General features: G+C 70.6%; 20 protein-coding genes. 6 read left to right on the top strand and 14 right to left on the bottom strand.

Annotation, left to right across the window (positions count from 1 at the left end):
- Positions 1-64: 64 nt before the first annotated feature.
- From rpsI to AWC24_RS23285, 7 genes are all read right to left on the bottom strand, one after another.
- Positions 65-577 carry a 30S ribosomal protein S9 gene (gene rpsI / locus AWC24_RS06455; protein WP_085083159.1) on the bottom strand — a complete coding sequence of 171 codons (513 nt, stop codon included), beginning with the start codon at positions 575-577 and terminating at the stop codon, positions 65-67.
- Entirely contained in the window at positions 574-1,017 is a 444-nt protein-coding gene (rplM, locus tag AWC24_RS06450) for a 50S ribosomal protein L13 (RefSeq protein WP_085083157.1), read from the bottom strand. The genes rpsI and rplM overlap by 4 nt, the downstream gene beginning before the upstream one ends.
- Before the next feature lie 289 nt (positions 1,018-1,306).
- A complete protein-coding gene (locus tag AWC24_RS06445) occupies positions 1,307-1,603 on the bottom strand; it encodes a WXG100 family type VII secretion target (protein ID WP_085083156.1) in 297 nt (98 codons plus the stop codon).
- Between the two features lie 13 nt (positions 1,604-1,616).
- Complete coding sequence (locus AWC24_RS06440; RefSeq protein WP_085083154.1) at positions 1,617-1,934, bottom strand: WXG100 family type VII secretion target; 318 nt, start codon at positions 1,932-1,934, stop codon at positions 1,617-1,619.
- Positions 1,935-2,139: 205 nt separating this feature from the next.
- Positions 2,140-3,318 carry a PGRS repeat-containing protein gene (locus AWC24_RS23290; protein WP_163705297.1) on the bottom strand — a complete coding sequence of 393 codons (1,179 nt, stop codon included), beginning with the start codon at positions 3,316-3,318 and terminating at the stop codon, positions 2,140-2,142.
- A gap of 75 nt (positions 3,319-3,393) precedes the next feature.
- Positions 3,394-4,401: an outer membrane porin GjpA gene (gene gjpA, locus AWC24_RS06430; RefSeq protein WP_133055703.1), complete on the bottom strand. Its 1,008-nt coding sequence runs from the start codon at positions 4,399-4,401 to the stop codon at positions 3,394-3,396.
- Positions 4,392-4,514, bottom strand: coding sequence for a hypothetical protein (locus tag AWC24_RS23285; RefSeq protein WP_272937706.1), 123 nt, complete (start codon positions 4,512-4,514; stop codon positions 4,392-4,394). The genes gjpA and AWC24_RS23285 overlap by 10 nt, the downstream gene beginning before the upstream one ends.
- A gap of 234 nt (positions 4,515-4,748) precedes the next feature.
- Between AWC24_RS23285 and AWC24_RS06425 the strand changes: the two genes are divergently transcribed.
- Complete coding sequence (locus AWC24_RS06425) at positions 4,749-5,609, top strand: helix-turn-helix transcriptional regulator (protein ID WP_085083152.1); 861 nt, start codon at positions 4,749-4,751, stop codon at positions 5,607-5,609.
- On the opposite strand, the gene AWC24_RS06420 is transcribed toward AWC24_RS06425, so the two are convergent.
- The gene (locus AWC24_RS06420; protein WP_085083287.1) at positions 5,589-6,785 is read right to left on the bottom strand and encodes a type VII secretion-associated protein; all 1,197 of its coding nucleotides are present in this window, start codon (positions 6,783-6,785) and stop codon (positions 5,589-5,591) included. The two genes, AWC24_RS06425 and AWC24_RS06420, sit on opposite strands and share 21 nt — an antisense overlap.
- Positions 6,782-10,342, bottom strand: coding sequence for a type VII secretion protein EccCb (gene eccCb, locus AWC24_RS06415; RefSeq protein ID WP_085083150.1), 3,561 nt, complete (start codon positions 10,340-10,342; stop codon positions 6,782-6,784). The genes AWC24_RS06420 and eccCb overlap by 4 nt, the downstream gene beginning before the upstream one ends.
- Positions 10,343-10,455: 113 nt before the next feature.
- Here eccCb and AWC24_RS06410 point away from each other — a divergent pair, with 113 nt between their 5' ends.
- A complete protein-coding gene (locus tag AWC24_RS06410; RefSeq protein ID WP_085083148.1) occupies positions 10,456-11,640 on the top strand; it encodes an EsaB/YukD family protein in 1,185 nt (394 codons plus the stop codon).
- 3 nt (positions 11,641-11,643) lie between these two features.
- Positions 11,644-12,957 (top strand): type VII secretion-associated serine protease mycosin, encoded by a 1,314-nt coding sequence (mycP, locus tag AWC24_RS06405; RefSeq protein ID WP_085083285.1) that lies wholly within the window; start codon positions 11,644-11,646, stop codon positions 12,955-12,957.
- Here mycP and eccB read toward each other — a convergent pair.
- Positions 12,899-13,996: a type VII secretion protein EccB gene (eccB, locus tag AWC24_RS06400; RefSeq protein WP_085083146.1), complete on the bottom strand. Its 1,098-nt coding sequence runs from the start codon at positions 13,994-13,996 to the stop codon at positions 12,899-12,901. The two genes, mycP and eccB, sit on opposite strands and share 59 nt — an antisense overlap.
- A gap of 108 nt (positions 13,997-14,104) precedes the next feature.
- On the opposite strand from eccB, the gene AWC24_RS06395 reads away from it, so the two are divergent.
- From AWC24_RS06395 to AWC24_RS06385, 3 genes are all read left to right on the top strand, one after another.
- The gene (locus AWC24_RS06395; protein ID WP_234807276.1) at positions 14,105-14,818 is read left to right on the top strand and encodes a cutinase family protein; all 714 of its coding nucleotides are present in this window, start codon (positions 14,105-14,107) and stop codon (positions 14,816-14,818) included.
- Positions 14,819-14,906: 88 nt separating this feature from the next.
- A complete protein-coding gene (locus AWC24_RS06390; protein WP_272937707.1) occupies positions 14,907-15,536 on the top strand; it encodes a cutinase family protein in 630 nt (209 codons plus the stop codon).
- Between the two features lie 67 nt (positions 15,537-15,603).
- Entirely contained in the window at positions 15,604-16,233 is a 630-nt protein-coding gene (locus AWC24_RS06385; protein WP_085083142.1) for a cutinase family protein, read from the top strand.
- 47 nt (positions 16,234-16,280) lie between these two features.
- Here the strand turns inward: AWC24_RS06385 and truA are convergent, their stop codons facing one another.
- The 4 genes from truA to rpsD all read right to left on the bottom strand — a co-directional run bounded on the left by truA (position 16,281) and on the right by rpsD (position 19,497).
- Positions 16,281-17,168, bottom strand: coding sequence for a tRNA pseudouridine(38-40) synthase TruA (gene truA / locus AWC24_RS06380; RefSeq protein ID WP_207568309.1), 888 nt, complete (start codon positions 17,166-17,168; stop codon positions 16,281-16,283).
- Positions 17,131-17,700, bottom strand: a complete 570-nt coding sequence (gene rplQ, locus AWC24_RS06375; protein WP_085083138.1) for a 50S ribosomal protein L17 — start codon at positions 17,698-17,700, stop codon at positions 17,131-17,133. The genes truA and rplQ overlap by 38 nt, the downstream gene beginning before the upstream one ends.
- A 75-nt stretch (positions 17,701-17,775) precedes the next feature.
- Positions 17,776-18,819 carry a DNA-directed RNA polymerase subunit alpha gene (locus AWC24_RS06370; RefSeq protein ID WP_085083136.1) on the bottom strand — a complete coding sequence of 348 codons (1,044 nt, stop codon included), beginning with the start codon at positions 18,817-18,819 and terminating at the stop codon, positions 17,776-17,778.
- Between the two features lie 72 nt (positions 18,820-18,891).
- The gene (rpsD, locus tag AWC24_RS06365) at positions 18,892-19,497 is read right to left on the bottom strand and encodes a 30S ribosomal protein S4 (RefSeq protein WP_085083134.1); all 606 of its coding nucleotides are present in this window, start codon (positions 19,495-19,497) and stop codon (positions 18,892-18,894) included.
- Positions 19,498-19,519 lie beyond the last annotated feature (22 nt).

Here is a 19,519-nt window from a genome sequence, read left to right as displayed (position 1 = left end):
AAGCCGGGGGTACCTTCCTCGTGCGGAAGGTACCCCCAACTCGCTGCCAAAATGCAACCGCAGATCAGCGCTTGCTGTACTGAGGCGCCTTGCGGGCCTTCTTCAGTCCGTACTTCTTGCGCTCGGTGGCCCGCGGGTCGCGAGTCAAGAAGCCGGCCTTCTTCAGCGCCGGCCGGTCCTCCGGCTGGACCAGGATCAGCGCCCGGGCCAGCGCCAGCCGCAACGCGCCGGCCTGCCCGGAGGGGCCGCCGCCGTCGAGGTGGGCGTAGACGTCGAAGCTCTCCAACCGGTCCACGGTGACCAGCGGAGCCTTGATCAGCTGCTGGTGCACCTTGTTGGGGAAGTAGGCCTCCAGGGTGCGCCCGTCCAGGTTGAACTTGCCGGTGCCGGGCACCAGCCGGACGCGCACCACGGCCTCCTTGCGTCGGCCGACGGTCTGGATGGGGCGGCCCGGGTCGTGCGGCTCGTAGGCCGGAGTGGCCTCGGCGGCCACCTCCACGGTCTCAGCGGTCTCAGGGGTCTCGGTGACCTCGGGGACGTCGACGCCCTCGGTACCTTCGATTGCCGTCTCGGTCATTGCGTCACCTGCTTGATCTCGTACGGGACCGGCTGCTGGGCGGTGTGCGGATGCTGCGGGCCGGCGTAGACGCGCAGTTTGCGCTTGATCTGGCGGCCGAGCTTGTTCTTGGGCAGCATGCCGAGGATCGCCTTCTCCACGACGCGGTCGGGACGGGTCTCCATCAGCTCGCCGATGCTGCGCTTGCGCAGCCCGCCCGGGTAGCCCGAGTGGCGGTAAGCCATCTTCTTCTGCAGTTTGTTGCCGCTCATGGCGACCTTGTCGGCGTTGATGACGATGACGAAGTCACCGCCGTCGACATTCGGCGTGAACGTCGGCTTGTGCTTGCCGCGCAACAGCGTTGCTGCCGCGACGGCGAGCCGGCCGAGCACCACGTCGGTGGCGTCGATGACGTACCACGACCGCGTGGTGTCACCCGCCTTCGGCGTATAGGTGGGCACAGCGCTTACCTCTCGTTTTTCGGGTTGCTACCCGGTTCTGCGGATCCCGGTGCGACCCGGGTGCCGGTCCGGCGTGAACGGCGGGGTGATTCTCGGCGACCGACAGTGACCCGAGAACCCGCTGCGCCAATTAGGCACCGCACGCCAACGGAGCAGCTTACCGGCGCTGATCCGAGCAGGTCAAAACGGGCGTCGGCGCAATGGCGCCCGCACGGCTGGTGGACGTGCCGGTGTGGCCCCGACGGCTCTCCTCCGATCGGGGCCACACCGCATCCGGGGGTGGCCTCTCCTACCTCCCCCAAGCCCCTGCGGCGCGCCGATCGGCGTCGGCGACGTCCGCCGCGCCGTCGCGCACCGCGCTACCCAAATCGAACAGGATCTGGTTGAGCGCGTTGACGGCTTGCTGCCATCTCAGCTGCTCAGCGTGATACGCTCCGGCCGCCTCCCGGGTCCACACCTGCTGCAGGGGTGCGATCTGCGACCGCAGCTCCTCCAGTGCGCCGTTGAGCCGGCTTGCCGTGGAGTGGATCTCCTGGCGGACGGTGTACTCGATTTCCTCGAAGTTGTAAGACAGTGCCGCATCCATGTTCCGGTCCCCCTTAGATTCCGTCGCCGGCAGCGGTGATGTGACGCGAGTGCATCTCGGCCACTTCGCGCAGTGCACTCTCGTTGAGGCGAATGGTCTCGGCGATGCGCGCCAATGCGTGGTGCAGGCTCAACGATTCGGTGTTCCAGCGGTCCAGCACATCTTGGAACCGGGCGGCCGCCATACCGGACCAGACCGACGGCGGCACTGCGCGCATCCGGCCGACGAATCCTTGCAGTAGCGTGCGGATCTCTTCGTTGCGGGCGTCGGTGGCCGCCGCGACGGCACGCATCACGCCGAAGTCGGCACTGAGTGTGGTGGATGGGCTCACGTCTCCCCCATATCGGTCGGTGGCTGATATGTAGTTCGACGGCGATGGGACGGGTTCGGTTCCACCCGGTGGCGAGCGTGCGCAAATGCACGATTCTTCGCGGCGTGTCGTGTGCAAACACGCGCACTCACGGTAGGGGCAACCACAAAACACGGTCGCCGGGCCCCGTAACGGGACCCAGCGACCGTGTCGAGGGGAGTACTGGCTAGCCGGGATTGCCCGGGTTGCCGGGGTTGCCGGTCTCCCCGACCGGGTCTCCCGGGCCACCGGCGCCACCGGCTCCGGCGGCACCGCCCGCGGCGCCTGCGCCCATCGAACCCGCGGCGCCGTTACCGGCCCCACCCTGTCCGGCCGTGCCGGCTGCGCCACCGGCAACGCCGTCGCCACCGTCGCCGCCGTGACCACCGTCACCACTCTGCCCGACCTGCCCGTAAAGCGGGGAGTCGTAGAAGTTGGAACCGCGGGCACCGCCGGTGCCGCCCTGGCCGCCTACGGACTGATTGGCGGCGGCGCCGTTGCCGCCGTTGACGTGCTCGGCAGTACCGGCCGCTCCGTCTCCGGCGTTGCCGGCGCCACCGCCGTCACCGCCGGCACCCCCGCTGCCGAACAAGTAGCCGCTGACGCCGCCGGCTCCACCGTTGCCGCCACGACCGCCCGCCGCGCCGTTGCCGGTGCCGTTGTCGGCGAAGCTGCCCTTGGCGCCGTCACCGCCCTGGCCGCCGGCGCCACCGGCACCGCCGTTGCCGAACATCCAGGCCATCGCGGTGCCACCGTCACCGCCGGCCCCGCCGTCGCCGCCGTGGCCCATCCAGACCCCACCGATACCGCCGTTGCCACCGGCGGCACCCGCACCGCCGTCACCGCCGTCGCCGCCGTTGCCGAAGCCGATGGCGTTGCCCCCGTTGCCGCCGGCCTCCCCGGCCACATCGCTGGACCAGCCGTCGCCGCCGTCACCGAACCACAACCCGCCATGGCCGCCGTCGACGGACTCCGCGGTGCCGTCGATTCCGTTGCCGATCAGGTACTCCCCGGCCATGGAGTTGATGGCACCGTTGACCATCTCACCGAACGGGTTGTCGATCCAGGCCTGGGTCAGCGAGTGCATCGGAGCGTAGAACAACTGGTCGAACAACGTGGCCGCATCGAAGTCGCCCATCAGACCGGACAGATCGAATGCGTCGGCCGAGCCGGCGACGTCGACGTCGACGTCGACGTCGGCGGCCGGGACCAGCCAGTCGAAACTGAACAGGTCCTCGAAGAAGTCGGCCTGAGCGGTCGGCGCCGGCGCCAGCGGCGTCATGCCGAACGCCAGGAACGCCGCCACGCTGCTGCCGGCGCCGATCATCCGGTTGCGGTGCCGCGCTGCGGCCTTGCGGTGAGTCATGTCGAATACCTCTCGTCTGAAAAGTCGGGTTTGGGGATAGCAGGTCTCGCGGGAATCAAGCTCTGGCCGTCGGGGTTACAGACCCCAACCCGCCAGCAGGTCCGCGAACGCCTCGCAGGCCGCGGCGCCACCGGCACCGCCGTCGTCGAGGTCGGTGATGATCGGTAGGTCGCTGCCGGCCAGCGGCGGGGTGACCGGCACCGCGCCCTTGCCGTCCCAGCCCGATCCCAACAGCGCACCGACGGTCTGCCCCAGGCCCAGCGTCGCCCCCCACGGGCCCACCGCATTGCTGTCGATCTCTAGCGCCCCCAGCACCGGGACGCCGTTGAGCGTGAGCCCGACGCTGTTGAGGATCGAGCCGCCCACCGCAGGTGTTTCGGCCGCCACCTCGCCGTTCTCGCCGATCACCTGGTAGGGGTCGATGGCCACGTGGCCGGCGGTGAGCCACCCGCCGAACGCGATGTCCAGGTGGCCGATGCTGGCGCCTTCCGGCAGGAAGTCGCCGGCGGCCTCGTTGATCATCGGCAGCATGCTGTCCAGGTTGAGGGTGGCGCCGTTGAGGGACGTGCCGAACATGTTGGCCAGGGTGTCGGAGAAGTTGTCGCCGTCAGTGATGCTGTTGAGCAGCGCGACTCCGGGGGCGATCCACGGCCCCAGCGAGCCCATGATCAGCCCGCTCAGCGGCGAGGCCAAAAAGTGGATGATCGGCATCATGTCCGGCGGGAACATCCCACCCGCGAGCGACGCCAGCGGACCGGCGAACAGGTCATACCAGCCCATCGCGAACGTCGTCGGGTCACCGGCGGCCAGGGTGTGGCTCATGACGATTTCCAGGGTTTCCTGGCTGGGGTTGCTCAGCGCGTACCCGGTCAGCAGGCCATCGAGGTTGTGGCGGATCTGCTCCGTGACGTAGGTGAGGTTCGTCGGGTCGTCGAGCAGCTGCTGGGCGTAATCGTTCTGGTTGGCGATGAACTGTTGAAACGCGATACCGGGGGCCAGGTAGTAGTTGTTCATGATCTGCGTCATGTTCTGCTGCGCGGCGTTGAACACCTCGTCCCAGGCGCTGTTCGCAGTCAGCGCCACGTCGCGCACCGTGCCGAGCTGGGGCAGCGCGCTACCACCGGGGCGGCGGCGATCAGGCCGGCGCCCACGATCGCGACACCTGCGGTGGCGTAGGGGCGGATTGTTGCGTTCAAGGGATATCTCCTCAAGTGGTGTGAAGGGGCGTGGTCCGGCGGCCGGTGACCGACCGGGGTCAAGGGGTCACCGCGAACGTTTCTCAGACGAACACAGGAAAATCTCGGTTCCATTGCTCGGATGGACACGAATTCCCAGGACACAGCTCGTCATTATCAGCACGCGTTAAGGTTATGCCGGGTCTGTAAGTGAAGTTAGGACATTCTTCCGCAGCTTTGCACTATCGTCGCGCCATGCTTCGTACTGCCAGGCTGGTGCGTCAGCGCGCCGGAGTGAAGGTCTACGAGTATCCGATCGATCCACATATGCCGCCGGTGGTGGTGGCTACGGTCGGGCAGGAGCGGCTGTCCGAATACGGTCAGATTCACAACTTCCCGGCCTTGTGGTGCGACCGGGCGACCGGGATCGTCTACGTGGTCGCGATGGGTGCCACCGTCGGTCCGGGCGGGGTGGAGAGCACCGACGACGGTATCGCGGTGTTCTTCGACCCGGTCGCAGTCGGCGACGACGGCGAGGCTCCGTGGCTGACCTGGCGGTCACATCCGCTGCTGCGTGTGTTCCTGCACGAGGAGAACGGCGGGTTGTTGCGCCTGGTGGTGCCGGCCGAAGACCGTCGGTCGTTCATTGCCACGCTCGACGCGATGAAGTCCGAACTCAGGAACCGACGAGAGGGATACCGTCAGGCGGTGTCGGCGCTTCTGACGCTGCTACTGATCATCCTCAACAGAGTGGCCGATACCGCGGCGGGGGAGCTGCGCCATGGCGACGAACCACTGCTGGCCGAGGTGTTCACAAAAATCGACCGGCGCTATGCCGAGCCGCTGTCGCTGCGCGAAGTGGCCCGTGAGGTTTCGGTATCGGCGGGGCACCTGACCACCGTCGTGCGCCGTCGCACCGGTCGCACGGTGCTGGAGTGGATCACCCAACGCCGCATGGGAGAGGCGCGGCGCCTGCTGACCGACACCCGCCTGCCGATCACCGAGATCGGTCAGCAGGTCGGACTGCCGGACGCGGCGTATTTCACCAGGCAGTTCCGTCAAATACATGGCACCACACCGAGTAAGTGGCGACAGTCACGCACTGCCAGTCGATGACGTCGCGCCGGTGACGGCGTGCGCCGAGCGCACCGCCTGCTCGCACGCCGGGCGCAGGGCGTCGTCCCCGCCGGGCCCGCTCTGACATCCGATGCCGATCCGCACCGAGCGGTCGACCCACACCGCCCAGTCGACGTGATGGTCATCGCGAACCTCCCGATAGGTCACCGCGGGCCGTCCCGCGCTACTGCCGGCCGGGTCGAAACCGACGAACACCCCGGGCGTTTCGGTGTCGGCGAGTTGCAGGCCCCGCTGCAGCGGTTCGGCGACCGCCGCCAGGGTGTCACCGGTGGCCGGCGCCTGGGTGACGTGCAGCACCAGCCGCGGGTCGCTCGGCGACGTCACCTCCACCCGGGCCGAGCCGGGGCCGGCGGCGACGCGGCGCACCGGCCAGCCCGCCGGAACCTGCACCGTCACCCGGCCCTCCACCAGATACGCCGCGGGCATACCCGGGCCGGGCGACCGGTCGTGGTGGGCGTGCACGCCCCAGGCGACAACGCACAACGCCGCCGCCACGGCCGCCGGCAGCCGTCGCCGACCGACGCGACGGGCCGGGGCCGGGCACGGCCGCGGCCTGGGCGCGGGCTCGGCGATGCCGTCGTCAGGCAACTCGTGGACCACTATCACCTGCATCGAGCTTCGTAACCGGTCGGCGATCATCGTCGCCAAAGCCGCGGCGCCGCCGACTCCCGCCGGGGCGTCGATCACCACCGCGGCACCCGGGTCGCGACAAGCCGCCAGCACGCGGCGAGCCACCGCCGCGGCCACCTCGTCGGGAGCGCCGATCCGCGGCTCGGCGGCTATCTCGGCGGCGGTGACCGCGACCAGCGCGGCGGCGATCTCGACGACCGCCGCGGCCGCGAAGGTGTCGAACAGCAGCCGGGAACGCGCCACGGTGATGACGTCCTCGGTCAGGCCGCGCGCGGCGACGGTGAGCAGCTTGACCCGTCGGACCGGCCACCACGACGGGTGCACGATCACCATCGATTCGACGGTCGCCGGACAGGTCAGCACGCTGCGCAGCAGCTCGGGCACCTCGACCGGCCGGCCGTCGACCAGTGCGAACCGCTCGTCGATCCACTCCATCGCTGCCGTAGCGTCGGCAGATTCGGCAGTGCCGCAACACAGTCGGCGCACAGTCGCAGGGCCGGCCTCGATGATGGCGCGGTGCGTCACGGCTCCCACGCCACCTGGATCAACCGCTCCCCACCGCCGCGGGTGATCAGGGTGCCGCGCCCTGGCGGCAACCGGCGCGACCTTACCGAACCGATCAGCGGGGTGTCGGTCGCGTCGCCGCTCATCATCAGCCCCATGGCACCCAAGTCGTGCAGTGCGGCCAGCAGCGGCTCGTACATCGAGCGCGCCGCCCCGCCGCTGCGGCGCGCAATCACCAGGTGCAAACCGAGATCGCTTGCGTGCGGCAGATATTCCAACAGCGGAGTCAGCGGGTTGCCGCCGGCGGTGGCGACCAGGTCGTAGTCGTCGACCACTACATACAGGTCCGGCCCCGACCACCAGGACCGGTCACGCAGTTGCTGAGCGTCGACGTCCGGTCCGGGCATCCGCCGGGCCAATCGGTCGAACAGCGCCGCTACCAGGGTCGCGCATGCGGCGGCCGACATCGCATAGCCGGCCTGGTACTCGTTCTCGACGACCCCGAACAGACCGCGTCGATAATCGACCACCAGCAGCTGCGCCTGCTGCGGGCCACGGGTCCGCAGCAGTTCCCGGCACAGCGTGCGCAACACGGCGGTCTTGCCGCACTCGTTGTCGCCGAGGATCAGCAGGTGCGGCTCCCGGCCGAAATCGACTGTTACAGCGCCGCGCTCGTCGATACCCAGCACCGGGTGGTCATTGTCGACGGCCACCGCCGCCCGGTCCACCACCGTCGGCAGCAGCGGTATGGGCGCTACCGTGTAGTCGTCGCGCCGCAACGGCTCCCAGGCTTGCGGGCGCGCCACCAGCATGTGCAGGCCCTCGGGCGTCAGGCCCCGTCCGGGCCGGTCGCCGGGCACCCGCTGCGCCTGCCGCCGGTCCAGCTCGGATTCGGCCGGATCGCCCAGCCGCAGTTCGATCCGGGTGCCGATCAGATCGCGCAACGCGGGCCGGATCTCGGCCCACCGCGACGCCGACAACACCAGGTGGACGCCGTGAGACAAGCCGCGCGCGGCCACGGCGGTGATCGTTGCCTCGACATCGAATTCGCGGCACAGCGCGGCCCACCCGTCGATCACCAGAAACACGTCGCCGGCCGGTCCACCGCCGGCCGCCTCGCACCGCGCCTCCCGCCGTTCCAAGATCGCCGCCAGCTCGGCGACGGTGCGCCGCACCAGTTCCGGCTGGCCGCGACCGGCCACCGATCCCACCTGGGGCAGCGAAGCCAGCGCGGCGAGGCCACCGCCACCGAAGTCCAGGCAGTACAACGCCACCCGGCTGGCGTCGTGGGTGGCGCTCAGCGCGGCGATCAGCGTGGACAGCGTCGTCGACTTACCCGACTGCGGCGCGCCGACGACGGCGACATGCCCGGCGGCCCCGTCCAGCCGGACCACCAGCGGGGCGCGGCGCTGCTCGAAGGGGCGGTCGACGCTCCCGATCGGCACGCTCAGAGCGGGATAGCCGTCGTCGAGCAGCTCCCCCAACGCCGGCGAGTCACCCAGCGGCGGCAACCACACCTGCCGGGCCGCCGGGCCATGGCCGGACAATCGCTGCAGGACCGCCTGCAGCACGGTGCGCCCGGTAGCTCGCGGCTCCGGCCCGGCCGGGCCGATCGGTGCGGCAGTGAACAACCGGACTTCGCTCGGCGTCGGCAGCGGGGAGGGGCATACGCCCGAGACGTAGGCCGTCTGGAATCGCCTCAACTCGCCGTCGGCGGTGCGCAGGAAACCCGATCCGGGGGTGTTGGGCAGCTCGTAGGCGTCCGCGGTGCCCAGCACCAGCCGGGATTCGACGGCCGACACCGTCTTAAGGCACACCCGGTAGGACAGGTGCGACTCCAGGCCGCGCAGCCTGCCCTCCTCGAGCCGCTGACTGGCCAGCAGCAGGTGAATTCCCAAGGACCGCCCCAACCGGGCGATCGCGACGAAAATGTCGATGAAATCGGGCTGCTGATCGAGCAGTTCGGAGAATTCGTCGACGATGACGAGCAGCGCGGGCAGCGCCGGCAGCGCCGCTGCGGCAGCCCGCCGGGCCTGCCGGTAGTCGCTGACCCCGGCCACCCCGGCGGCGCGCAGCAGTTCCTGGCGCCGCTGCATCTCACCGGTCAACGCCTCGCGCATCCGTTCCACCAGCGGTGCTTCATCGGCCAGGTTGGTGATCACCGCGGCGACGTGGCCGGCTTCCTCGAATCCGAGAAAGGTTGCGCCGCCTTTGAAGTCGATCAGCACCAGGTTCAGGTCCGCCGGCGAATGCCGGACCGTCATGCCGAGCACCAGCGTGCGCAGTAACTCCGATTTCCCCGAACCGGTGGCGCCGATGCACAGCCCGTGCGGGCCGCTGCCCTCTTCGGCGGCCTCCTTGATGTCCAGCTGCACCGGGTCGCCCTGCGGGTCGATGCCGATCGGGACGCTCAGCCGCTGCGCCGGTGCGCCGGGCCACGCCGCGGCCGGGTCGAACTCGTCAACGGCACCGATGCCCATCAGCTGCGCCCAACTACTCGGGCCACCCGGTTGCACCGCCCGCTGGCCGGCCAGTCGCTGGGCGCATACCACCGCGTCCGCAGGGCCGAGGAAATCCGGGCGGGCGCCGTCGCGATCGCCCAGCGTGGTCGCGGTCACCCGAAGCCGTCGGACCCGGCCGGCATCCCACGCCGCTGCCTCGGTCAACGCCAGTCCGGAGACCGGGTCGTCAACGACCACCACCGCCGGCCGGCCGGCCAGCGCGGCTTGCGCGGCGGGCAGATCGGGGAAGGTCAGCCGTAGCGGTCCGGTGGCGTCGAGGGCCGACGGATGCTGATGGTGGGGCAGCCATTTCAGCCAGTCCCAGTGGCCGGGCGGGTCGCTGACGACTGCTGCGATCAGCAGCGCGTCGGGGCCGTGCAGCATCGCGAGCTGGCAGATCATCGCCCGTAGCAGGCCGCGCGCCCGGTCGCGGTCGCCGTGTAACTGCAGCGGCGCCGGCCCCAGCAGCGGCATGGTGATCGGCAGCTCGGGCACCGTCGCGTGGGTGTCCAGGAAGCGGCGCAGCGCGGTCGCGGTGACGGGGTCGGCGCGGCCGGCCGACTCGTCGGGGGGCGGTATCAGCGGGGTGGCCAGAGCGACCGGGCCGATGCCCACCCGGGCCCGGCCGAAGTCGGTGTCATCGGGCCGACGCTGCCACATCCGGTCGCTGCCGGCCAGCGTCCACAATACTTCGGGGTTCGGGTGCGCCCACACCAGAAACGAACGTTGCGCCGTCGCGGTCGTGGCCACCGACTCTCGTAGTGCGGCAAGATAACCCAGATAGTCTTCCCGGTTGTCGTCGAGATCGTCGCGGTTTCGGCCGGCCAGCATCGCCGCCGCCGCGGAGGCCAGCATCAGCAGCGGCACCAAAGCGAACACCGGGCTGCGCGCGGCCGGGGAGCCCGAGCGGTAGAGCACCGCGGTCACCGCCAGCATCCCCACCGACATGACAAGCGGCAGTAGCCGGGTCAGCGCCACCGGCGAATCATGCCGCTGCACCGGGGGCGGTGCGGCGACGGCGATTTCACCGGATGGCGGCGCCGGCGGCGGGCTCGCGGCGCGTCCCAGCTCGCTCATCGGCCACACCGTAAACAGCGGCGAACCACCCGGCAAGTCAGCTGTGGATCACCGGAAACCAGCCGTCCGCCGGCCCGGTAGCGTGCGCGCAACACGACCACGAGGAGGCGGAGGTGACCGATACGGATCCGGGTCTGCGGCGGGTCGCGGTTTACGCCGACACCGGTCACGCCGATCTGGCGCTACCGGCTGCGGTACCGGTGGCGGTGCTGGTCGCCGCCGCCGTCGAACTCGTCTCGGGACGGGACGGCCCGCAGCCGATGTCGAGCCGGGACCAGCCGCTGGGCCCCTACCGGCTCGCCCAGCCCGGCCGCTCACCACTGGACGGCTCGAAGACGCTGGCGCAACACGGGATCCGCGACGGCGCCGTGCTGGTGCTGACCCGCGCCGGCGATGTCGCTCCGGAGCCGCGTTTCGACGACCCGGCCGAGCAGGTGGCAGCCGGGGTGCGGACGGCGGCGCACCCGTGGCGGCCGACCGCCCGGCGTCTCACTGCCGCGATCGCGGCGTCCGGTTTGGCCGGGGTCGCCGGTTTCGTAGCGGTCCCCGGCGGTCCCGGCGCTCCGAACGTGTTGCTGGCCATGGCGGCGACCGGGACGGTGGTCGCGATGGCGGTGCCCTCGAGCGGCTGCAGCGGGCCGGCCCGGGCGATACTGTGCGGTCTGGCCGGGCTGGTGATCCTGGCCGCTGTGGCCGCCATGGCCGGTGCGGCAACCGGAGTTTCGGCGCAGACGATCGGCGCGGCGGCGGCCGCCGGCGGGGTCGGCCTGATCCGGGTAGCGGGCAGGATCGCGATGCTGGCCGCCGGGTTGTCGCGGCGGCCGACGGCGCGCCATGCCGTTGCGGCCCGGGATCTGCTGTGCGGGCTGATCGCCGGGTCGGCGGCGGCGGTGGTGCTCGGGGCCGCCGGTGTCGCCGCCGGGGAACCGGTCGCCGGTGTGCCCGGCCTGGTCGGGGCCGCGTTCGCGGCGGCGGCCGGTGCGGCCCTACTGCTGCGGGCCCGCTCGCACGCCGACGGCACGCAGATCGCAACCCTGTTGGTCGGCGGTGCGGCCACCATGGGCATCGCCGTGTTGTCCGCCGCGCTCGACGTGACACCGCACCGGCCCTGGCCGGCGATGGTGGCAGCGGCAATGTCGGTCGTCACGATCGTTCTCGGTTTCACGGCGCCGGTGCGGTCCCCGTTGGCCCGCCGCGGCGCCGAAGTGCTGGAGAGTGTGGCCCTGGGCGCGGTGGTGCCGCTGGCCTGCTGGCTGTGCGGGGTTTACGGCTCCGTTCGCGGACTGAGTCTGGGCTGAGTGATGCGCAGCGCCAGGGTCGTTCGGCTCGCCCGCCTCTCGGCGGCCGCGGTGATCGCCGGGACCACCCAGTGCGTACCGCCGGCGAGCGCGGTCGCACCGCCGCCGATCGACAGTTCCCGGCTGCCCGCAGCCGGGCCGGCCGCACCGGTGCACGCGACCGTGCAACGCGCGGTGTGTGGGGTCCCGGCCCTGCAGCCGGATGCGCCGGTCACCCAGCTCGACGGGTTGGACCTGCCCGCGGTGTGGGCGCTCACCCGCGGGGCGGGTCAGCGGGTGGCGGTGATCGACACCGGTGTCGCGCCGCATCGGCGACTTCCCGGCCTGGTGGGCGGCGGGGACTACGTGTCCACCGGCGACGGCGCCCAGGACTGCGACGGGCACGGCACGCTGGTCGCCGGAATCATCGGGGCCGCACCAGATCCGGCTGCCGACCGGTTCGCGGGCGTGGCGCCGCTGGCCACCGTGCTCGCCATTCGCCAGTCCAGCGCCAAGTTCGGCGCCGCCGGCGACGCCCCGGGCGTCGGGGACGTCGACACGCTGGCGAAGGCGGTGCGCACCGCCGCCGACCTGGGGTCGTCGGTGATCAACATCTCGGCGGTGGCCTGCCTGCCGGCGGGCTCCGAGCTGGATGACCGGGCGCTCGGCGCCGCGCTGGCCTACGCAGTCGAGGTGCGAAACGCCGTGGTGGTCGCCGCGGCCGGCAACACCGACGACGGGTGTGATGCCGGCGAGCCGATGATCGTCACGCCGGCCTGGTACGACGACTACGTGCTGACTGTCGGATCGGTGGACGCCCGCGGCGCGCCGTCGGCATTCACCCTGGCCGGTCCGTGGGTCGACGTGGCCGCGCCCGGCGAGGGCGTGCTGTCGCTGAGCAGCGTCGCCGATGCGATGGCCAACACCGTCGGCGGATCCCCGGTTCACGGCACCAGTTTCGCCGCGCCGGTGGTCAGCGGTCTGGCGGCGCTGATCCGGGCCCGGTTCCCGGATTGGAGACCGCGGCAGGTGATGGACCGGATCAAGGCCACCGCCCACCACCCGCCCGGCGGGCGCGACGATTTCGTCGGCGCCGGGGTGGTCGATCCGCTGGCGGCGGTCAGCTCCGACGCGACTCGGCCGGCCCCCGACCGGCCGGCTCCCCAACCGGCGCGACCGGATCCGCCGGCGCCGCCCGAAGTGGCGCCCGCCGCCTCCGGCGGGTTGCGTGCCGCGGGCACCGGCACCGGTGTGCTGCTGGCCCTGCTGCTGGCGGTGGTCAGCGTCCGGGCGACGGCGCCACGACGTCGCGGGCCAGCAGCGCCTGTTCGCGACTGAGCCGCGGGCCGGCCGGCAACCCGGCCAGCATCGGCCAGGGAACGCCGGCGGCCACCGACGGCAGCCCGAGGCTGCGCGCGGCGGCGTCGCCGTCGACGGTGAACCGCACCCCGGTCTCGGCGATCAGGTAGCCGGCGCCGCCGCCGCGACCGGAGGCATCCGAGGCCCGCACGTAGGCACTGCGGCCCGGCGGTAGATAGACGGAGTCCAGGGCCGGGCCCGGCCCGTCGGCCTGAGCCAGCGTCGTCGGCGTCGCTCCGGCCGGCAGCGGCAGGCCCGCCCCGGCCGACAGGGTGATGCCGGCCGCGTCGCCGGCACGCCAATGGGCACACAGGGTCACCGCGGCGGGCAGTTCGGCGAGGCGGCCGATGAAATCCGACGGCGTGGCCGGCGGCGCCTCCGGGATCGCGTTGAGCCACAGCCCCGAGACTTGCCGCGGTCCAACCGGTCCCAGCATCGCGGGGTTGATCGGGATCCGCCGTCCCCGCAGCAACAGGTAGGTGCTCGCCGACTCGGAGCTGGCGGCCAGCGCCTCGTCGGCGTCGAGGCGCGCGGTCGGCGGGTCGACGCCGGCGACCAGCGTGGTGCCGGCCGAGTCGTCGCACACCGACCAGGTCGCCGTCGTCGGCAGGGCATCCCCGAGCGCTCCGGGAGCTCCCGGGATACCCAATGGCGGGCCGCGCCGCACCCGGCCGATCGCGCCGGCGGCCACCGGCCGCGGGTCGGTGGCTCCGGCGATGAGGCGAGCCGAGGCGAGGTTGAGCACCGGATGCATAACGTCGCCGACCCGGACATAGAGCGCGCCGGATGCGCGGTCCAGCACGATGGGGGCCTCACCGAGGCCCGGTTGCGGGCGCACCACCGCCGCCACCACGGCGCCGGCCAGCGCGATCACGGCGAGCAGGCAGCCCAAGCCCAGCCCGGCGCGGCCCGGCGCGGGACCGCCCGCCACCCGCCCGCAGCGCAGCGCACGTTCCAGCCGGCGGGTCTGGAATCGGTCTGCACTGAGCTGCAGTTGTGTCGTCGATCGCCCCGCCATCCACCACTCCCTTGCGTGTGGCCGAGGCTAACCGCGGGCCCGGTTGCGCCGCTTTCATTCATGCACAGGCTTTTCGGCGCCCAGAACCGGTTTCGGTACCATCCCGGTATGCGTTTTTCTCACTTGAACAGCATCTTTTCGGTGTTGTTGATGGCAACCGCACTGCTGACCGTCCCGGCCCTGTCCGCGATGGCCCCGAATGCCGTCCCGTCGGCGGCCGCCTACGACTGCCCGGACGTCGAGGTCATATTCGCCCGCGGCACCAGTGAGCCTCCCGGCGTCGGCCGGGTCGGCCGGGCGATGATCGACTCACTGCGCCAGCAGACCTCCAAGAAGGTCGACGAGTACGGCGTCAACTACCCCGCCGGCCGGCTGCAGCTCGGTGGCGGCGACGGCGCCAACGACGTGATCCGGCGCGTCAAGGCCGCCGCCGACGTGTGCCCCGACACCCAACTGGTGCTGGGCGGCTACTCGCAGGGCGCGTCGGTGATCGACATCGTCACCGGCACCCAGGTGGGTGGTATCAGCTGGGGCAGCCAGCTGCCGGCCGAGTACGCCGACCAGGTGGTGGCCGTGGTGGCGTTCGGCAATCCCGCCGTCCGCACCGGCGGGCCGATCAGCGCGCAGAGCGCCCTGTTCGGCGCCAAGTCCCTCGACCTGTGCAACCCGGGGGACCCGATCTGTCACGAGGGACCGGGCAATGAATGGACCGACCACACCGACGGCTACATCCCGGCGCTGACCAGCCAGGCGGCCAACTTCGTCGCCGGCCGGCTCCGGGCACCGGGGCCCGTGCCCGACGTCGCACCGCTGGTGCGCTGACCTGCGCCGACGCTCTTATTTAGCCCATCAAGTTTTTACGTCGCTACTATCGGTCGCTGTGAAGGCGTCCCGTTTCCTGACCGCGGTCGTGCTGCTCGTCGTGTCCTTGATCGCGCCCGCGCTGATACCGACGGTCATTCCCGCCGCGTCGGCGGCCGGCTGCCCGCCGGTCGAGTTGGTGTTCGCCCGCGGCCGGCTCGAGTCGGCCGGCCCGGGCAAGATCGGCAACGCCTTGGTCAGCGCCTTACGCGCCAAGGCCGACCGCACCATCGGACTGTACGCGGTCCGCTACGACGCCGACGCCGATGTGGATCGCGGCGCCAACGACATGAGCGGCCACATCCAGCACATGATGCAGACTTGCCCGGACACCCGATTGGTGATCGGCGGCTACTCGCTGGGCGCGGCGGTCAGCGACATCGTGCTGGCCGTCCCGATGAGCGTCTTCTCGTTCAACAACCCGCTGCCACCCGGCGCCGACGAACACATCGCCGCGGTCGCGCTGTTCGGCAACGGCAGCGCCTGGGCCGGGCCGATCACCCGGTTCAGCCCGGTGTACGCCGACCGGACCATCGAGTTGTGCCACGGCGCCGACCCCATCTGCAATCCGGCCGACCCGAACACCTGGGAAGCGAACTGGCCACAGCACCTGGCCGATGCCTATATCCAGGCCGGCATGATCAACCAGGCCGCCGACTTCATCATGGGCAGGCTCTGATCGAGCTCAGCGCGGCGACGCAGACCCGATTAGTTAGTTTATCTTTGCTTCGTTACTATTCTCCGTTATGAAGGCACACCGCATCCTGGCGGCCTGCGTTGCCGCGTCAGCACTGCTGATCAGCCCTGTCCCGTCTGCGCCCGCGTCCGCCGACGGATGCCCGGACGTCGAGGTCGTGTTCGCCCGGGGCACCGGCGAGCCCCCGGGCCTGGGCCGAGTCGGCAACGCCTTCGTCGGCGCACTGCGGAACCAGACGTCCCGGTCGGTCGGCGCCTACGCGGTGAACTATCCGGCCAGCTATGACTTCGGCCGGGCGGCCGACGGCGCCAACGACGCCAGCGGCCACGTGATGTGGATGGTGGAGAACTGCCCGGCCACCCGACTAGTCCTCGGCGGTTACTCGCAGGGCGCAGCGATCGTCGACATCGTGGCGGCGGCGCCGGTGCCCGGCTTCGGGTTCACCGCGCCACTGCCCCCGGAGGCCGCCGACCATGTCGCGGCGATCGCGGTGTTCGGCAACCCCTCCAACAAGATCGGTCAGCCCCTGACGAACAGCCCGGTGTACGGGTTCAAGACGATCGACCTGTGCACCGACGGCGACCCGGTCTGTTCCCCCGGGCGCATGTTCTCCGCGCACTCCGGCTATACCCCCGGCATGACCAATCAGGCCGCGTCGTTCGTGGCCGGCCTGCTTTAGCGCGCCGGCGCAGCGGTACCACCGTGCCCGCTAGCGCCCGCGGGGGATCAGCGCGGCTTGCGCAGGTCCCGGGTGATCACGGTGCGCGCCGCCAACTGGTCGTCCGGCGGATAGTCGACCCCGACCAGGGTCAACCCGCGCGCCGGCGCGGCGGTGAAATCACTGGACCGGCGGCTGGCACTGAGCAACCCCGCTAACCAGGCCGCATCGCGCCGGTGCTCGCCGACCGCCAGCACCGCCCCGACCAGGGATCGCACCATCGACCAGCAGAACGCATCGGCGCTGACTTGCGCGGTGACCAGATCACCGTCGCGAACCCAGTCGAGACGCTGCAGGTCACGAATGGTGGTCGCGCCTTCGCGGTGGCGGCAGAACGCCGCGAAATCGTTCAGTCCCAACAGGTTTTGGGAAGCCTCGGCCATCGCGTCGACATCGAGCGGGCGCGACCAGGCGGTGACGTAACGGGCCAGCTGAGGTGCCACCCCGTAGGGCGCGGTCGAGAGCCGGTAAGCGTAGTGACGACGCAGCGCCGAGAACCGGGCATCAAAGTCCGAGGCTGCCCGGTCCACCCGCAGCACTCGCACATCAGCCGGCAGGAAACGCGCCAATCGCCGTGTCAGCGCCAGGAATTCCGGCTCGCCGTCCCGCCGGGTACGCGAATAGGCGTACCGCAGCGCCGAATCCGGGACATCGACGTGGGCCACCTGGCCGGTGGCATGCACGCCGGTGTCGGTGCGTCCCGCCGCGAACAGCCGCACCGGGGCGCGGAACACCGTCGTCAGCGCCTCGTCGAGGACACCGGCGACGGTGCGCTGCCCGGCTTGAACCGCCCAGCCGGCGAACTCCGTGCCGTCGTAGGCGATGTCGAGCCGAAGCCGGACAGCCCCGGCGGTGCGGTCAGGACTCGTCGGTGCCCTCAGCGGTCTCGGCCTCAGCGGTCTCGTCGGCTCCGGTCTCGGCCTCGGCGGCTTCGGACGCTTCGGTCTCCTCGGTCTCCTCGACCGCCGGCTCGTCGACCTTCTCGGCCTCGGCGGGCTTCGCTGCGGCCTTCTCGGCCTTCGCCGCCTTGGCCCCCGCGCGGCGAGCGCGGTCGGCCTCTGAGGTCACCGTCTTCTCCCGGACCAGCTCGATCACGGCCATCGGGGCGTTGTCACCCTGACGCGCCTCGACCTTGATGATGCGGGTGTAGCCACCGTTGCGGTCCGCGAAGTGCGGGGCGATCTCGGCGAACAGCGAGTGCACCACGTCCTTGTCGCGGATCTTCTTGAGCACCTCACGCCGGTTGTGCAGCGTGCCCTTCTTGGCGTGGGTGATCAGCTTCTCGGCGTACGGCCGCAATGCCCGCGCCTTGGCCTCGGTCGTCTTGATCCGGCCGTGGGTGAACAGCGAGGTGGCCAGGTTGGCCAGCATCGCCTTCTGGTGCGAGGACGACCCGCCGAGACGGGGACCCTTGGTGGGCTTGGGCATTGGGGCTTCTCCTAAATGGGGCCGGCCCCCGTATCAGGTAGGGCCGGGACGGCTCTCTTTTCGAGAGGTGGGGCGTTACAGCTGTTCGGTTTCGGCGTAGTCCTGCTCTTCGTAACCGGTGTCGGCCGACCAGGTGCCGGTGGCGACGTCGTAGCCCGCCACCTGCGACGGGTCGAAGCTGGCCGGGCTGTCCTTGAGCGACAGACCGAGCTGGTGCAGCTTCACCTTGACCTCGTCGATGGACTTCTGCCCGAAGTTGCGGATGTCGAGCAGGTCGGACTCGGTGCGGGCGACCAGCTCCCCGACCGTGTGCACGCCCTCGCGCTTGAGGCAGTTGTACGACCGCACCGTCAGGTCCAGGTCGTCGATCGGCAGCGCGAACGACGCGATGTGGTCCGCTTCGGCCGGCGACGGCCCGATCTCGATGCCCTCGGCCTCGACGTTGAGTTCGCGTGCCAGGCCGAACAATTCGACCAGGGTCTTGCCGGCCGAGGCCAGCGCGTCCCGCGGGCTGACGGAGTTCTTGGTCTCCACGTCAAGCACCAGCTTGTCGAAGTCGGTGCGCTGCTCGACACGGGTGGCCTCGACCTTGTAGGTCACCTTGAGCACCGGCGAGTAGATCGAGTCCACCGGGATGCGGCCGATCTCGGCGCCGGAGACCTTGTTCTGCACGGCCGGGACGTAACCGCGGCCCCGCTCGACGATCAGCTCGACCTCGAGCTTGCCCTTGTCGTTGAGGGTCGCGATGTGCATGTCGGGGTTGTGCACCGTCACGCCCGCCGGCGGCACGATGTCACCGGCGGTGACGGCACCCGGGCCCTGCTTGCGCAGGTACATGGTGACCGGCTCGTCCTCCTCGGAGGAGACCACCAGGCCCTTGAGGTTCAAGATGATGTCGGTGACATCCTCTTTGACGCCGGGGACCGTGGTGAACTCGTGCAGCACGCCGTCGATGCGGATGCTGGTGACCGCCGCGCCGGGGATCGACGACAGCAGCGTGCGGCGAAGCGAGTTGCCCAGGGTGTAACCGAATCCCGGCTCCAGCGGTTCGATGACGAACTGGGAGCGGTTGTCGGCCACAACCTCTTCGGACAGGGTGGGACGCTGCGAGATCAGCATGGTGTTCTTTCTCCTTCTGGCACCCGCTATTTGATGCCGTTTGGGGGTACTCGGGGCAGGGCCCCGAGCGGGTTACTTCGAGTAGAACTCGACGATCAGCTGCTCGGCGAGCGGAACCTGGATCTGGGCCCGCTCCGGCAGCTGGTGGACCAGGATGCGCTGGCGCTCCCCGACCACCTGCAGCCAGCCCGGGATCGGGCGGTCGCCCGCGGTCTCCCGGGAGATCTGGAACGGCACCGTGTTGATCGACTTGTCCTTGACGTCGATGATGTCGTACTGCGACACCTGGTAACTGGGCACGTCGACCTTCACACCGTTGACGGTGAAGTGGCCGTGGCTGACCAGCTGACGGGCCATCCGACGGGTGCGGGCCAGGCCGGCGCGGTAGACCACGTTGTCCAGCCGGCTCTCCAGGATGCGCAGCAGTTCCTCACCGGTCTTGCCGCGCCGACGGACGGCTTCCTCGTAGTAGCGGCGGAACTGCTTCTCCATCACGCCGTAGGTGAAGCGAGCCTTCTGCTTCTCCTGCAGCTGTAGCCGGTATTCGCTTTCCTTGATCCGCGCGCGGCCGTGCTGGCCGGGCGGGTAGGGCCGCTTCTCGAATGCCTGGTCTCCGCCGACGAGGTCGACGCCCAGCCGGCGGGACTTGCGGGTTGCGGGTCCGGTGTAACGAGCCATGTTGTTTCTCCTCCTCGAACCC

This window comes from Mycolicibacter senuensis, from assembly GCF_002101885.1.
In the GTDB taxonomy this organism is placed as follows: Bacteria; Actinomycetota; Actinomycetes; order Mycobacteriales; family Mycobacteriaceae; genus Mycobacterium; species Mycobacterium senuense.
This window is presented reverse-complemented; position numbering and strand designations above follow the sequence as displayed.

Bases quoted from the DNA above. Each gene is read 5' to 3' on its own strand.
- rpsI (WP_085083159.1), bottom strand. From the start codon at position 577: ATGACCGAGACGGCAATCGAAGGTACCGAGGGCGTCGACGTCCCCGAG.
- AWC24_RS06445 (WP_085083156.1), bottom strand. From the start codon at position 1,603: ATGGATGCGGCACTGTCTTACAACTTCGAGGAAATCGAGTACACCGTC.
- AWC24_RS23290 (WP_163705297.1), bottom strand. From the start codon at position 3,318: ATGACTCACCGCAAGGCCGCAGCGCGGCACCGCAACCGGATGATCGGC.
- AWC24_RS06425 (WP_085083152.1), top strand. From the start codon at position 4,749: ATGCTTCGTACTGCCAGGCTGGTGCGTCAGCGCGCCGGAGTGAAGGTC.
- eccCb (WP_085083150.1), bottom strand. From the start codon at position 10,342: ATGAGCGAGCTGGGACGCGCCGCGAGCCCGCCGCCGGCGCCGCCATCC.
- mycP (WP_085083285.1), top strand. From the start codon at position 11,644: ATGCGCAGCGCCAGGGTCGTTCGGCTCGCCCGCCTCTCGGCGGCCGCG.
- eccB (WP_085083146.1), bottom strand. From the start codon at position 13,996: ATGGCGGGGCGATCGACGACACAACTGCAGCTCAGTGCAGACCGATTC.
- AWC24_RS06395 (WP_234807276.1), top strand. From the start codon at position 14,105: ATGCGTTTTTCTCACTTGAACAGCATCTTTTCGGTGTTGTTGATGGCA.
- AWC24_RS06385 (WP_085083142.1), top strand. From the start codon at position 15,604: ATGAAGGCACACCGCATCCTGGCGGCCTGCGTTGCCGCGTCAGCACTG.
- rplQ (WP_085083138.1), bottom strand. From the start codon at position 17,700: ATGCCCAAGCCCACCAAGGGTCCCCGTCTCGGCGGGTCGTCCTCGCAC.
- AWC24_RS06370 (WP_085083136.1), bottom strand. From the start codon at position 18,819: ATGCTGATCTCGCAGCGTCCCACCCTGTCCGAAGAGGTTGTGGCCGAC.
- rpsD (WP_085083134.1), bottom strand. From the start codon at position 19,497: ATGGCTCGTTACACCGGACCCGCAACCCGCAAGTCCCGCCGGCTGGGC.